The sequence below is a fragment of the Bacillus sp. FSL L8-0193 genome, from assembly GCF_037976065.1.
Classification (GTDB): Bacteria; Bacillota; Bacilli; order Bacillales; family Bacillaceae; genus Bacillus; species Bacillus paralicheniformis.
This window is the reverse complement of the sequence record NZ_CP150261.1, coordinates 3,805,729-3,820,137: the sequence shown is the minus strand read 5'-3', so window position 1 is coordinate 3,820,137 and position 14,409 is coordinate 3,805,729. Positions and strand designations below refer to the sequence as shown.

At 48.7% G+C, this 14,409-nt stretch carries 15 protein-coding genes; 7 read left to right on the top strand and 8 right to left on the bottom strand.

All coding sequences use genetic code 11. The features are described 5' to 3' along the window. The first annotated feature begins 21 nt into the window (after positions 1 to 21). The 3 genes from MHH76_RS19215 to MHH76_RS19205 all read left to right on the top strand — a co-directional run bounded on the left by MHH76_RS19215 (position 22) and on the right by MHH76_RS19205 (position 1,892). Positions 22 to 165 (top strand): hypothetical protein, encoded by a 144-nt coding sequence (locus MHH76_RS19215; protein WP_020453188.1) that lies wholly within the window; start codon positions 22 to 24, stop codon positions 163 to 165. Between the two features lie 225 nt (positions 166 to 390). Beyond that, the gene (locus tag MHH76_RS19210; RefSeq protein ID WP_020453187.1) at positions 391 to 1,113 is read left to right on the top strand and encodes a Wzz/FepE/Etk N-terminal domain-containing protein; all 723 of its coding nucleotides are present in this window, start codon (positions 391 to 393) and stop codon (positions 1,111 to 1,113) included. A gap of 26 nt (positions 1,114 to 1,139) precedes the next feature. Continuing rightward, positions 1,140 to 1,892, top strand: coding sequence for a CpsB/CapC family capsule biosynthesis tyrosine phosphatase (locus tag MHH76_RS19205; protein ID WP_020453186.1), 753 nt, complete (start codon positions 1,140 to 1,142; stop codon positions 1,890 to 1,892). Positions 1,893 to 1,990: 98 nt separating this feature from the next. Here the strand turns inward: MHH76_RS19205 and MHH76_RS19200 are convergent, their stop codons facing one another. The 3 genes from MHH76_RS19200 to MHH76_RS19190 are packed head-to-tail and all read right to left on the bottom strand — an operon-like array spanning position 1,991 to position 3,606. Further along, positions 1,991 to 2,527, bottom strand: a complete 537-nt coding sequence (locus MHH76_RS19200) for a chromate transporter (RefSeq protein ID WP_020453185.1) — start codon at positions 2,525 to 2,527, stop codon at positions 1,991 to 1,993. Beyond that, complete coding sequence (locus MHH76_RS19195) at positions 2,524 to 3,108, bottom strand: chromate transporter (protein WP_020453184.1); 585 nt, start codon at positions 3,106 to 3,108, stop codon at positions 2,524 to 2,526. Before MHH76_RS19195 ends, MHH76_RS19200 begins: the two co-directional genes overlap by 4 nt. A gap of 21 nt (positions 3,109 to 3,129) precedes the next feature. Next, complete coding sequence (locus MHH76_RS19190) at positions 3,130 to 3,606, bottom strand: Lrp/AsnC family transcriptional regulator (protein ID WP_020453183.1); 477 nt, start codon at positions 3,604 to 3,606, stop codon at positions 3,130 to 3,132. Between the two features lie 237 nt (positions 3,607 to 3,843). Between MHH76_RS19190 and ggt the strand changes: the two genes are divergently transcribed. Next, complete coding sequence (gene ggt / locus MHH76_RS19185) at positions 3,844 to 5,421, top strand: gamma-glutamyltransferase (RefSeq protein WP_020453182.1); 1,578 nt, start codon at positions 3,844 to 3,846, stop codon at positions 5,419 to 5,421. A gap of 86 nt (positions 5,422 to 5,507) precedes the next feature. On the opposite strand, the gene alsR is transcribed toward ggt, so the two are convergent. After that, the gene (gene alsR, locus MHH76_RS19180; RefSeq protein WP_020453181.1) at positions 5,508 to 6,386 is read right to left on the bottom strand and encodes an acetoin biosynthesis transcriptional regulator AlsR; all 879 of its coding nucleotides are present in this window, start codon (positions 6,384 to 6,386) and stop codon (positions 5,508 to 5,510) included. Between the two features lie 160 nt (positions 6,387 to 6,546). On the opposite strand from alsR, the gene alsS reads away from it, so the two are divergent. Further along, on the top strand, positions 6,547 to 8,265 hold the full coding sequence (gene alsS, locus MHH76_RS19175) for an acetolactate synthase AlsS (protein WP_020453180.1): 1,719 nt from the start codon (positions 6,547 to 6,549) through the stop codon (positions 8,263 to 8,265). Positions 8,266 to 8,317: 52 nt separating this feature from the next. Continuing rightward, positions 8,318 to 9,079: an acetolactate decarboxylase gene (budA, locus tag MHH76_RS19170; protein WP_020453179.1), complete on the top strand. Its 762-nt coding sequence runs from the start codon at positions 8,318 to 8,320 to the stop codon at positions 9,077 to 9,079. Positions 9,080 to 9,199: 120 nt separating this feature from the next. Here budA and MHH76_RS19165 read toward each other — a convergent pair whose 3' ends face one another. Further along, positions 9,200 to 9,967, bottom strand: coding sequence for a class I SAM-dependent methyltransferase (locus MHH76_RS19165; RefSeq protein WP_020453178.1), 768 nt, complete (start codon positions 9,965 to 9,967; stop codon positions 9,200 to 9,202). Between the two features lie 110 nt (positions 9,968 to 10,077). On the opposite strand from MHH76_RS19165, the gene MHH76_RS19160 reads away from it, so the two are divergent. Then, positions 10,078 to 11,019 carry a LysR family transcriptional regulator gene (locus MHH76_RS19160; protein ID WP_043054608.1) on the top strand — a complete coding sequence of 314 codons (942 nt, stop codon included), beginning with the start codon at positions 10,078 to 10,080 and terminating at the stop codon, positions 11,017 to 11,019. An 8-nt stretch (positions 11,020 to 11,027) separates the two neighbouring features. On the opposite strand, the gene rbsB is transcribed toward MHH76_RS19160, so the two are convergent. From rbsB to MHH76_RS19145, 3 genes are read right to left on the bottom strand one after another with little or no spacing between them, the layout of a single operon-like run. After that, positions 11,028 to 11,942 (bottom strand): ribose ABC transporter substrate-binding protein RbsB, encoded by a 915-nt coding sequence (rbsB, locus tag MHH76_RS19155; RefSeq protein WP_020453176.1) that lies wholly within the window; start codon positions 11,940 to 11,942, stop codon positions 11,028 to 11,030. Between the two features lie 14 nt (positions 11,943 to 11,956). Next, positions 11,957 to 12,919, bottom strand: a complete 963-nt coding sequence (gene rbsC, locus MHH76_RS19150) for a ribose ABC transporter permease RbsC (protein WP_020453175.1) — start codon at positions 12,917 to 12,919, stop codon at positions 11,957 to 11,959. A gap of 1 nt (position 12,920) precedes the next feature. After that, positions 12,921 to 14,402 (bottom strand): sugar ABC transporter ATP-binding protein, encoded by a 1,482-nt coding sequence (locus MHH76_RS19145; protein WP_020453174.1) that lies wholly within the window; start codon positions 14,400 to 14,402, stop codon positions 12,921 to 12,923. Between the last annotated feature and the right edge of the window lie 7 nt (positions 14,403 to 14,409).

Genomic DNA, 14,409 nt, shown 5'->3' with positions numbered 1-14,409 from the left:
GGAATCTGAAAGGAAAAGGATATGGATGACAAGGAATTGAATCAGGAAGAATTTTTGAGAATTCTTATGCATGCGTATGACATTGGTGAAAAATCAAAAGACATAACGACGAAAGAACTTCTTGAAGATCTCATTCTTCATATCAAAAATGGATATACGACGTAAAAGGTGTGCAAACTTCGGTTTGCACACTTTTTCGTTCAGCAAAAAGCGCGCAGGTCCTGCAAAAGTCGATATTTAATACCATATAAAGACGCGATTTCCCCGGTATCTCCCGTTATTTGTCAGGATTCATTTCTTTCGGAAACGAAAGAACCATGTATAATCAAAGGGAGGTGTTTAATTTGCTGAAAATTTAAATAAATACGCGAATCCTAGAGGGAGGCTTTTATGAGAGATCATATCGGCTTTAAAGATGTGTTCATCATTTTGAAAAAAAGATTCGTTCTGATCGCACTGATCACCATTGCGGCCGCTCTGTCCAGCGCTGCCGTCAACTTTTATTGGCTCACACCCGTCTACCAGGCATCCGCCCAAATCCTCATCAACGGCCGTCAAACGTCGAACTTCACCGATATTCAGACCAACCTTGAGCTAATCAACACTTATAACGTGATTATGAAAAGCCCGCTCATCTTAAATAAGGTTAAAGACGAACTAAACCTTCCGGAAACGGCTGAAGACTTGAAGCAAAAAATCACAGTTATCAGCGAAAATGAATCACAGATTGTCAGTATCTCCGCGACTGACAAGGATTATTCCAAGGCGGCGGACATCGCGAACACGGTCGTCGCCGTATTCCAAAGGGACATTGACGGCATTATGGGTGAAAATACCGAAGTCAGCCTTGTTGCGAAAGCAAACCCCGAACATTCGCCTGCTCCCGTCAGCCCGAACAAGAAGTTCAACATCGCTGTTTCTACGGGATTCGGCCTGCTGTTTGGCGCAGGGCTTGCATTTTTACTCGAGCTTTTGAAAAATACCGTTCGAAATGAAGAAGACATCGAAAAAGAGCTGAACGTTCATGTGTTGGGAAATATTCTGTATGTAAAACCGAAAAAAGGACAAGCCCGGAAGCTGGAAAGCTTTATCGGTAAAGACCATACGATCTAAAACGGGAAAACACGGGGAGGCCGCCTATGATCGATATTCATTGCCATATTCTAGCGGACATTGATGATGGGGCAGCATGTATGTATGACAGTATAGAAATGGCTAAACAAGCCGCCCGTCAAGGGATTCATACGATTATCGCCACACCTCACCACCGAAACGGTGTATACGAACACCAAAAAGAGGCCATTCTGGCAGCTGTTTCGAGTTTAAAGACGCGGGTGCAAAAGGAAAACATCCCGGTGCTTATTGCTCCCGGACAGGAAATCCGCCTGTACGGCGAATTGAAGCGTGATCTTGAGCGCGGCAGACTGCTCAGCCTCGCCGGCACAAAGTATTTGCTGATTGAACTTCCTTACCACCATGTTCCGCGATATGCCGAAAAGCTGTTGTTCGATCTACAGTTAAATGGTTACATTCCGATTATCGCACACCCCGAGCGGAACCTTGAATTGATGGAGAATCCTGATCTGCTGTACCGCCTCGTCAAAAACGGCGCGTGCGCCCAGCTGACATGTTCAAGTCTTACAGGCCGCTTTGGCAGAAGCGTGAAACGGCTTGCCCGCCGCTTTCTTGAAGCGAACCTCGTCCACTTTATCGCATCAGACGCCCACAACCTCACGAGCCGATCTTTCTTTTTTGATGCAGTGGAAAGCGATTACGGCCGCGATTTCTTATACGTGTTTACAAAAAACGCGGGCCTTCTCCTGGAAAACCGGGAGATTCATAAAGAAACACCCCGTCCCGTCAAAAAGAAAAAGCTGATGGGCCTGCTGTGAAAGGTTGTTCACAAAAGCCCGTCAGCCAGAATATCAGCGTCGGTTATGCGGCGCTGATTTTTTATATCATCTGTTAGAAAGCGACCGGATATCCCTCTCTACAACAGCGGAATGACAAGCCCGCCGTAAGCGAAGGCGGCCACGATCAGGAAAGCCGGATGGACGCGGAACTTCGTCAAGGCCGCCAAAGAGATCAGCGCGATGACAAGTGATTGAACCATGCCGATCGACCGGATCGCGTCACCGCCGATTTCCCATGTCAAAATAAGCATCATCACGGCGATAACCGGCTGAACCGCCAAAGTCATTCCTTTGACGACCGGCGACTGGCGGTAGCGGCCGATCAGCTTGAGCAGCAAAACGAGCGCGATGGCCGAAGGCAGCACAGTTGCGATAAGAGCAATGAAGACACCGGGCCATCCGAGCACGCTGTAGCCGACATAAGCGGCGATTTTTGTCGCGATTGGACCCGGCAGTGCGTTTGCGAGCGCAAGCATGTTTGAAAATTCTTCTTTTGACAGCCAGTGAAAATGCTGAACAACTTCTTCAAAATTAAGCGGAATTGAAGCCGGACCGCCCCCGTAGCCCAATAAATTTGCAATAAAGAAAGCCCAAAATAAATAAAAGATGATCATGAAGCGGACACTCCCTTATCTTTTTCCCGGGCCGCTTTTCTTTTTAATTTAAAGTGGAACGCGCCATACGTTAAAAACAGGATGACAATGATGCCGGGATGGATGGAAAACACCTGAAGACCCAAAAATGCAAGAATAAAGAAAAGCACGCCGGCAAGCAACCCGAAGCCTTTCAATGCTTTTTGCCCAAATTCGTAAGCCATGATGCCGAGCATGACGGCGATGACAGGGGTAACAGCGCCGATCATGCCGCTTACGATTTTGGAGTGGCTGAGCACATTAACGGCTGCGAACAAGGCGGCCATCGCAACGCACGTCGGCAAGATATGGGCCGCTGTAGCCACGACAGCGCCCGGAACGCCTTTGACTTTATGACCTAAATATGCCGACATTTTTGTAGCGATCGGTCCGGGCAGCGCATTGGCAATCGCCAAAATTTCCCCGAATTCATCATCATCGATCCAATTGAACTTTGAAACGGCTTCATGACGGATCAGCGGGATAACGGACGGTCCGCCGCCAAATCCCAATATCCCCGTTCTTGTCATTGCGATGATCAGTTCCCGGTAAGGGTGCTTCATTTCGCGTTTCCTCCTATTCAGTTAAAGCTTCATTCCCATTCGGCTCTTATATCGTTTAATCAGCATCTGGCAGTCGACACTCACGACGCCTTTCAGAGGGTACAGGCGCTTCGTCAAAAATTCCTCCATCTCCTGATCATTTGCGAAAATGCCGTGCATATGCAGTTTGCTCGGCCCTGTCATATGATAGAGGCTTGTCACGGCGGGCTCTCTTTCTAAAGCAACGGCAACAGCCTCTAAATATTGGGGTTCGACTTCAACATTGAAAAACACCGATACATGAATTCCAACTTTGACTGGATTGATGACGGCTGTGAATTTTTCAATGATGCCTTCTTCAATCAAGTTGTTGATCCGCGTTTGTACGGCAACTCTTGAAAGTCCCACGCGCTTTCCTAAATCCGTATAAGAGATTCTTCCTTCCTCATGCAAGATCGAAAGGATTTTTTTATCCGTTTCATCAAGAATTAAATTTGGCATATGGTAGTCGAGGCTCACAAATGTCCCTTCCTTTCTGTTTGGTCATTGATCATACGAAATTGCTTGTCAATCACGTTATAAATGAACATTTTGTAAATTGTATCATAATACGGATTTCGATATGAATCATTTTAACGTTTTTTTAATACTTATTGAAAAAGGGTTGTTAGTTTTTCTTCCCTGAAAGTAGCGCCTCCTTAAACGGGCCACTATACTTCAAACACAAATGGATGCTTGAAAGAAAGGAAGGGAGCTATGGAGAAGCTGAAGATCGGTTCGAAACAAATGGTTGTCAGTCCTCATTATCTCGCTTCGCTTGCAGGGCACAGCATCATGGAGAAGGGAGGAAACGCGTTTGACGCGGCTGTGGCAGTAAGCGCGTGCCTTGCTGTTGTCTATCCGCATATGACAGGACTCGGAGGGGATGCTTTTTGGCTGATGTATCACAATGGAAGCGGCGAGATCAAAGGATACAATGGCAGCGGGCGGTCGGGGCGGAAAGCGGACCGGAATCAGTATAAAGGAGAGCGCGCCATTCCGGTCAGGGGCATGAGCAGTGCGATTACCGTGCCGGGGATGGCGGACAGCTGGGCCGAAATACTGGCGGCATACGGCCGTTTATCACTTCGGGAGGTGCTGAAGCCGGCGATCATGTATGCAGAAAAGGGTTTCCCGGTCTCGCCGGATCAATGTCAAAACACGGTGAAAAACGCCGAGTGGCTTTCCGGTATGCCGATCACTGCAGATATTTATCTTCCGGGAGGAAACCCGCCCTCTCCAGGTGAGCGCTTTGTGCAAAAAGAGCTCGCGCGCACTTTGGCGATGATCGCTGAGAAAGGAAGAGACGCCTTTTATAAAGGGGAAATTGCCCAAGCTTCAGCAGCCTATCTGCAAAACAACGGAGGCATCTTGACCCTGGAAGATTTCGAGCGGCATCAAGGGGAATGGGTGTCTCCGCTTTCCTCTACATACAGAGGATATGCGATCTATCAAATGCCTCCGAATTCACAAGGATTTACCGGTCTTATGGCATTGAATATTTTGGAAAACTACGACTTTGGCATGATCGAGCACGGTTCTTTCGAGTATTATCATCTGCTCATCGAAGCATTGAAATTAAGTATTTCCGACAGCAATAAAGTATTGACTGACCCGGCATTTTCCCAAATTCCGCTGGGGCGCCTGCTTGACAAAGGGTATGCGCGGGAGCTGGCCGCAAAAATCGGACTGCCGGCTCTTCAGGCGGAGAGCCAGCCGCTCGGCAGCGATACGGCTTATGCTGCAGCAGTAGATGAAGACGGGAATGCTGTTTCGTTTATTCAAAGTTTGTATTTCGAATTCGGCTCAGGTGTGACAGCTGGAGATACCGGTGTCATTTTGCAGAACAGAGGGTCGTTTTTCTCGCTTGATCCCGGCCATGTCAATTCACTGGAGCCGGGAAAAAGAACTTTTCATACGCTGATGCCCGCCATGGCGTTCAAAGGCGGCAAGCCGAAATTTCTTTACGGAACGCAGGGGGGAGAAGGACAGCCGCAGACGCAGACGGCTCTTATCACGAGAATGATAGATTACGGGATGGATCCGCAAACCGCCGTTCATGAACCGAGATGGGTGTGGGGCAGAACATGGGGAGAACGGGTGGAAGGTGTAAGAATGGAAAGCAGAGTGGCGCCCGAAGTGATTGAAAAACTGCGAAAGCATGGGCATCATATAACCATTGTCGGCGACTTTGACGGTGTGATGGGTCATGCCGGCATCATCGAGATTGATGATCGAGGTTTCCTGAGAGGGGGAAGCGATCCGAGAAGCGATGGGGCGGCAATCGGCAGTTAACTCCGTTTTCAAAACGCGCAAACGTCAATATGAGAAAAAAACCCCGTGAACAAGGAGGAATTGTCCACGGGTTTTTTTCTATCCGGCTATGAGTATTGATCCGAGATTTCGATGAAATGCTTAAGCGCCGGATTGCGGTTGTCTTTTCGATGTGCGGTAATCCATTCTGCGCGAAGGGGAAAGTCTTCGATTTCTTTGTATACAACATCGAGGTTAAATAATCGTTTAGCCGCTGTAGGCACAACGGCGATTCCCATTCCGGCTGTCACGAGGCCGATCACCATTTGGTATTCTGTAGCTTCCTGGGCGATGTTGGGGATAAACCCGGCTTTTTCACACAAGAAATTAAATTCCGTGTATAAAGAGGGCCACGCTTCTTTGGCAATGACGATCAGCGATTCGTCTTCAAGATCTTTCAAATGTACCCGGGGTTTTTCTGTCAGCGGGTGGTGTTTCGGAAGTGCAAGGACACAGTGGCTTTTCTTCACTGTGTATGACTTTAGCTCGTCGTTTCCCAACGGGGGATGCAGCACGCCGATGTCAATGTGTCCGTTTAGCAGTGCTTCGACCTGATTGGGGGTTGAAAGCTCCCGAAGATCAATCTGGACGGACGGGTACCGGTTTCGGTATTCCCTGATGATGGGAGGCATGATCTCGTATGTTGCGGAGCCGACAAAGCCGATCACGAGTCTACCCAGCTCCCCGCGGGCCGTCCGCTGAGCCATGTCGACGGCTTGATCAATCTGGGAAAGTCCTTCCTTGATTTGTTTTAAAAAGACCCCGCCTGCCGCCGTCAGCCTGACGGCTCTTTTTGACCTCTTCAGCAAGGTGACGCCTATTTCACTTTCTAGCTGTTTAATCTGCTGGCTGAGCGGAGGCTGAGTCATGTTCAGCCGAAGAGCTGCTTTTCCGAAATGCAGTTCTTCGGCAACAACCATAAAATAACGAAGATGGCGCAGCTCCATTATTCACTCATTCCTTTCTGAATGCGATTTCAGTCGTTTTACATATTAATTGTAAGACAAAGAAGTATTGGAAAACAATTTCCACAAGATGTATATTTAATAATACAATAATTTTATTAAAAATTCATTGTAAACGAATGAAAATGGAGGAGTGAGGGCTTTGAAAAATGTAGCCGCTAAAAATGAAACTCTTACTGTAAGAGGAGCAGAGCTTGTGGTGGATAGTCTCATTCAGCAAGGTGTCACTCATGTTTTCGGTATTCCGGGAGCGAAAATCGATGCGGTATATGACGTATTGAAAGACAAGGGGCCTGAACTGATTGTTTGTCGTCACGAGCAGAATGCAGCATTTATGGCGGCGGCAGTCGGACGATTGACTGGAAAGCCCGGTGTTTGCCTGGTGACTTCGGGTCCGGGAGCGTCTAATTTAGCGACCGGTCTTGTAACAGCCAATACAGAAGGAGATCCGGTTGTTGCCCTGGCGGGTGCTGTAAAAAGAGCGGATCGTCTCAAAAGAACTCATCAATCGATGGATAATGCGGCGTTGTTTCAGCCGATTACAAAATATAGCGCAGAAGTGGAAGATGCGAACAACATCCCTGAGGCGGTAACCAATGCATTCAGAGCGGCAGCTTCCGGACAGGCCGGGGCAGCGTTTCTCAGCTTTCCGCAGGACGTTACGGCCGGTCCGGCAACTGCCAAGCCGGTGAAAACCATGCCGGCGCCGAAGCTGGGCGCGGCTCCGGATGAACTGATCAGCGCGGCTATCGCCAAAATTCACAATGCGAACCTTCCCGTCGTGCTTGTAGGGATGAAAGGCGGAAGACCTGAAGCGATTGAAGCGGTCCGCCGTCTGCTGAGAAAAGTGAAACTGCCGTTTGTTGAAACATACCAAGCAGCGGGTACGCTGTCTCACGATTTAGAAGACCAGTACTTCGGCCGGATCGGATTATTCCGCAATCAGCCCGGAGATATTTTGTTGGAAAAAGCGGATCTCGTTTTGACGGTCGGCTATGATCCGATTGAATACGACCCCGTCTTTTGGAACGGAAAAGGCGAGCGCAGCGTGATTCATCTTGATGAAATACAAGCCGATATCGATCATGACTATCAGCCTGAAATTGAGCTGATCGGCGATATCGCAGAGACATTAAACCATATTGAACATGATTCTTTGCCGGTTTCCATCGATGAATCATTTGCACCTGTACTTGATTATTTGAAGAAAGCGCTGGAGGAGCAAAGCGAGCCGCCTAAAGAAACAAAAACGGATCTTGTTCATCCGCTGCAAATCGTTCGCGATTTGCGTGATTTGCTGAGCGATGATATAACAGTGACTTGCGACATCGGCTCCCATGCGATTTGGATGTCGAGATATTTCCGCACATACCGTCCGTATGGACTGCTGACTTCAAATGGCATGCAGACGCTGGGCGTTGCTTTGCCGTGGGCGATCGCAGCAACACTGGTCAATCCGGGACAGAAAGTCGTGTCTGTTTCCGGGGACGGAGGCTTCCTGTTCTCCGCGATGGAGCTTGAGACAGCGGTCAGATTGAAAGCGCCGATCGTTCACATTGTCTGGAATGACAGCACATACGATATGGTTGCGTTTCAGCAGGAGATGAAATACAAGCGGACGTCCGGAGTCGACTTCGGCGGAATCGATATTGTAAAATATGCTGAAAGCTTTGGAGCAAAAGGTTTAAGGGTCAATTCGCCAGACGAATTGGCAGAGGTGCTTAAAGCTGGTCTTGATGCAGAGGGTCCGGTTGTCATTGATATTCCGGTTGATTACAGCGACAACGTTCATTTGGCTGATCAGCGTTTTCCAAAAAACTTTGAGGAACATTTTAGTAAACAAGCCTCTAAGCAATCTTGATCACAGCAAGTCCAGTCATAACAAACAAAATCAAGGGAGTGAAAAGAGGAAAATGAAAAGTGCAAGCAAACAAAAAGTGGTTCAGCCCGTTGACAAGAACCTCGACCAGGTCTTTCAGGTCTCAACGATGATATCGTTATTGGACGGGATTTATGACGGGGATTTTTACATGTCTGAAGCAAAGGATTACGGAGACTTCGGAATCGGAACATTCAACCGGCTCGACGGTGAGCTGATCGGTTTCGACGGTGAGTTTTACCGTCTTCGTTCCGATGGCAAAGCCTATCCTGTTCAAGGAAGCGATTGTTCTCCGTTTTGCTCGCTCGCTTTCTTCCGGCCGGATATTTATCACGAAATCAAGCAGCGGATGCCGCTTAAGGCGTTCGAGGAAGAAATGAAACGGATCATGCCGAGTGAAAACCTGTTTTACGCGATCCGCATGGACGGAATCTTTAAGAAAGTCAAAACGAGAACGGTTGAACTGCAGGAAAAACCGTACGTGCCGATGGTCGATGCGGTAAAATCGCAGCCGATCTTTGATTTTAATGATATTAAAGGGACGATCGTCGGCTTTTGGACGCCGCAATATGCCAACGGAATCGCAGTTTCCGGCTTCCATCTTCACTTTATTGATGAAGACCGCAATGTCGGCGGACACGTTTTCGATTATGAAATCGAAGAATGCACGGTGCAAATTTCTCAAAAACTCAATATGAATCTCAGATTGCCGAATACGCAAGATTTCTTTAAAGCGGATCTCAATAAACATGATCTTGCAGCCGGAATCGAAGCGGCCGAAGGCAATCCCGAGTAAATGAAAAAGCCCCCTCTTTGAAAAGGGGGCTTTTTTGCGTTCGCTTGCTTCCTTAAAAATACTGTTGCGTATGCTGAGAGGTGACGGTGAAAAAGTCCGGAATCCAGCGGGCCGTTTTGCTTATGCTTTCATTCCGGCAATCAATACCGCTTTCAGACAAAAAGACACCGGATGCCCGTTTTCATCGTGGACGATGTTAAACATGTCACGGCACGACTGGGACGGTTCTGACAAATGGGCATGGATGGCTGCCTTTCTTTGTTCAGGTACGGCGCCTCTTCGAAGCCAGCTCTCGTAATCGATCGGAAGATTCCATCTCTCCCGGACGGCAAAATCAAGTCCGTTCTCTTTAAACAGCTTCTGCCATTCGCTCTCTGAATATTCCCTTACGTGTGACGGGTCTCTCAATTGATTGAGCCGATTTATAAATCGGTCTAAAGCTTCGTCCTCCGGAGCACAATGATCGATGAGGAGAAAGGAGCCGCCTTTTTTCAAGACGCACGCTATTTCCTGCATGGCCCGGCTGATCTCCGGGAAATGGTGGGCTGCATACCGGCATGTGACAATATTAAAGGACTCGTCTGCAAAATCCAATTGTGCTGCATCGCCTTGAAGAAAAACCACATTTTCAGCATTTTTCTGTTTGGCAAATTGAGCCGCGGTTTGAACCATTTTTTCTGTAATATCGATTCCTGTGCAATGTTTGACAAAAGTCGAAAAGGCAATGGCCGTATGTCCCGCTCCGGTTCCGATATCAAGCAGGGTTTCACCGCCGTTCAGATTCCGGCAGCTGACCATGGCATCAAGATCTTTTCCCGATGAGAACAGCGGCTCATCTCGATATTGCTCCGGATTTTTTGAAAATTGCCGTTGCGCGCTAGTTTTCATTTGTATCATCCTCCTATCGGCTATGTATTTATATTAGGGGAGTCGACAGCCATCAGTCTAAGATATAAAATGTTTGAAAATGATAGGCGGAAACTATGGGGGTGCGGGAATTGGATATGAGACTTTTTGAATACGCGGCAGAGATTTTCAAAAAAGGCAGTTTTACAAAGGCGGCTGCCAGCCTGCATATCGCTCAGCCTTCACTGAGCCAGCAAATAAAAAAGCTGGAAAGCGAGCTCGGCTTTCCGCTGTTTTACAGAAACAGAGAGGGGGTCTCGCCGACTCCTCAAGGGATGCGCTTCATCCGAAAAGCGCAGGATATTTTGCGGTCAAGAGATGAACTGCTGTGTGAAATGCGCGATCAGCTCGAGGAAATGGGGACGGAATTATCGATCGGCGTTCCCGCTGTCACGGGAGGGTATCTTCTTCCGCCGCTCCTGAAAGCCTTTCTGAAAAAGCATCCGAACGTACAGGTTCAGCTGATAGAAGACTCGCCGGCGGCATTGGAAAACATGACGGAAAACGGATCGGTGGACCTGTCGATTCTCCCTTTGCCGATTGAAAATGACAGGCTCGCGATCCGGCCGATACTGACCGAGCCGCTTTTTTTGGCGATTCCAAATGAAAGGGAGAGCTGGATGACCGGCCAATTGCGGAAGCTCATCATTTCGGTCCGGTCGAATGCCGAAAAAAACCCCCTTGCTTTGAAAACGGCCGAGGATGTGCCGTTTATTTTATTAAAAGAAGGCTACGGCTTCCGTAGAATGGTACTTGATTTATGTGCGGAGGAAGGGTTTCAACCGAAAGTGACCTTCAAAACAAGCAGCATTGAAACCGCCCAATCTCTCGTTGAACACGGAATGGGGGTCACGGTCGTGCCCCGGATGGTCATGCGGAAAGAGTCTGACAGAATCGTCTATGTTCCTTTGCAATCCGATCCGTCCCGGACGCTTGAGTTTGCTTATCCGGAAACATGCTATTTGTGCCGGGCGGCAAAAGCTTTTATGGAGATGGCCAAAAAAAATCAGACCTCCATGTATGAAGAGGTCTGATTTTGTAGTTACTTTTTCGTTTCCAGTTTGAGCGGTGCGGGTATCGTTTTTTCAACTTTTTTGCCGTTCAAAATATCGCGGGCCGCTTGTACGGCGAGCTTGCCGATCAATTCAGGCTGCTGGGCGATCGTGGCCGACATATCTCCGGCCTGAACCGCTTTAACCGCATCTTCATTGCCGTCGAAGCCAACGACAAGTATCTCTTTCCCTGAGCTTCTGATCGCTTCAATCGCGCCGAGCGCCATTTCGTCATTATGGGCGAAAACCGCTTGAATATCAGGATTTCCTTGAAGAAGGTTCTCCATAACGTTCAACCCTTTTGTCCGGTCAAAGTCGGCTGTTTGCTTGGCGATCACATTCAGCTTGTCATCAGCGGTCTTATGAAACCCTGAGCCCCGTTCCCTTGTTGCCGATGCACCGGGGACGCCTTCAAGTTCAGCCACTTTTGCGCCTTTGCCGAGCTGCTGTACGATAAAGTCCGCTGCCATTTGCCCGCCTTTTACGTTATCTGAAGCGACGAGCGTTTCTACTTTTCCGTTTTCGGCGGAGCGGTCAAGGGTGACGACCGGAATGCCAAGCGAATTGGCCGATTGGACTGCCGTTGAGATGGCGGAGGAGTCGGCCGGATTGATCAATAAAGCGTCAACGCCTTGCTGCAGAAGATCTTCGACATCATTCGTCTGCTTTGCTGAATCATCCTGTGCATCGACGACAATCACTTCAATCCCTTGTTTTTTTGCTTCTTTGACAACTCCGTTCTTTAATGAAACGAAAAACGGGTTTTTCAAAGTCGAGACAGATAAACCGATTTTGATATCGGTTCCTTTTTCTTTATTTGGCTTTGCCCATTCCGGCGGCTCCAGCGAGCAGGCGGACAGAAACAGAAGCGCCAATGCGGTGAAAACCGTTAATGTTTTTTTCATCAGTATAGCCCTCCTTAAGCGGATTTCTTGCGGTCCAGCAGGACTGCGATCAAAATGACGACACCTTTGACGACCATTTGGAAAAAGGAAGAGACGCCAAGCAGGTTCAAGCCGTTATTCAACGTTCCGATGATGAGGACGCCGATGAGTGTGCCGGCAATTCGTCCTCTTCCTCCGGCAAGGCTTGTACCGCCTAATACGACCGCGGCAATGGCGTCGAGTTCGTAGGAAGTGCCTGCCGTCGGCTGGGCTGAGTTTAGCCGTGACGTCAAGATGGCTCCAGCCAACGCGGATAATAGGCCGGCAAGAGAATAAATCATCATTTTGACGCGCGGAACTTTAATGCCCGAGATCAGGGCCGCTTTTTCATTTCCGCCGATTGCATACGTGCGGCGGCCGAAAGGCGTTTTGTGAAGGATCACCCAGAGGATGATAAAGGCGGCCGCCATAGTTATCGCAGGGACGGGGATGCCTAAAAAGTAGCCGCGTCCGAAAAGCTGGAAGCCGTAGTGATTGCCGAGCCCTGTAATCGGATTGCCGTCTGTGTAAACCATCGTCAATCCGCGGAAAATCGTCATTGTCGCAAGTGTTGCGATGAACGGGGCCATTTTGCCCTTCGTGATTAACAGCCCGTTGACCAAGCCGAGCAGGGCTCCAATCAGGCAGCCGATGATGACGGCAAAAACAGGATCGATGCCGCCGGCGATCATGCCGGCGATCAATGCGCTCGACAGCGCCAAAATCGCTCCGACGGAAAGGTCGATGCCGCCGGTCAAAATGACAAAGGTCATGCCGAACGCGATCAGCGCATTAATGGCGACTTGTCTTAACAAGTTTAAAATATTTAACGGTTCTAAAAAGCTCGGGTTTAATACTGATACGATGACGACGAGAATAATCAGGCCGAGAAACGGACCGAGCTTTTGCATTACAGAATCGACATTAAGGCTTTTTTTCACAGCCGGTTGAGTTTTCATGTTACCGCCCTCCTGTAGCGAGTGTCATAATTCGTTCTTGCGTGGCATCATTTCTTGATAGCTCACCGCTTAGCGTTCCTTCATGGATCACAAGCACGCGGTCGCTCATCCCGAGAATCTCGGGGAGCTCTGAAGAGACCATGACGATCGCGACGCCGCGGTCTGTCAGCTCGTTCATCAGCTGATAAATCTCCCTTTTCGCGCCGACATCGACGCCTCGCGTCGGCTCATCCAAAATCAGCACTTTAGGACCGATTCCGATCCATTTGGCGATGACCACTTTTTGCTGGTTCCCTCCTGAAAGGTTTAGCGCGTGGGTTTCCGGCGATTCCGTTTTGATCGTCAGCCGCTTGATCAGAAGGTCGACAAATTCCTGCTCGCTTTTTTTGTCAATCCATCCTTTCGGTGAAAAGCTGGCGAGATTCGGAAGGGCGATATTTTCCCTGATGGACGTGTCGAGCACAAGTCCTTCATCCTTGCGGTTCTCAGTAATAAAACCGATTCCTTTTTGAACGGCATCGCTCGGTTTTTTGAGCGTCGCTTTTTTGCCTTCGATGAAAATGTCTCCCGAATCAAGCGGATCGAGCCCGAAAATCGCCCTCATCAGCTCGGTGCGCCCGGCACCCATCAGTCCTGAAATCCCGACGATTTCGCCGGAGCGGACGGTAAAGCTGATATTTTGGAAGACGCCTTTTTTGGATGCCTGCTTGACTTCGAGAACGACGCGTCCCGGATTTGGCTGTCTTTCAGGATAGCGTTCGGTCAGCTCCCGTCCGACCATCTTTTTCACCACTTCATGAAAGTTGGTGTCGGGAATCCGTTTCGTGTCGACCGTTTTTCCGTCGCGCATCACCGTGATCCGGTCGCAAATCGTGAAGATTTCTTCCATGCGGTGGGATATATAGACGATGGAGACGCCGTTTTTCTTTAATGCTCTAATGACGCCGAACAGTTTTTCAATTTCTCTTTCTGTCAACGCTGCCGTCGGTTCATCCATGATGATCACTTTCGCGTCTGTCATAAGGGCTTTTGCGATTTCGATCATTTGCTGCTGGCCGACGGAACAGTCTCCGGCTTCTTTTTCAAGAGAAATCGAGACTCCGAGTCTTTCAAGCTGCTCTTTTGCTAGCGCTTTCATTTTCTTGTTATTTAAAAATCCAAGTTTGGAAGAAAGCTCTCTGCCGATAAACAGATTTTCCAATACGGTCATTTCAGGCCAAATGTTCAGCTCCTGATGGATAAAGGCAATGCCGTTCTGTTCGGCTTTCTTTGGATCTGAAAAATACGTTTCTTTTCCGTCGATTTCGATCGTTCCGCTGTCCAGCTTGTGAAGTCCAGTCAACAGATTCATGAGTGTCGACTTTCCGGCGCCGTTTTCTCCCATTAAAGCGTGGACTTCACCTTCCTGAAGTTCGAAAGAAACGCCGGACAGCACCTGGTTTTGGCCAAAAGCTTTATAAATGTCCTTCATTTTAATATGCATGGGCTAT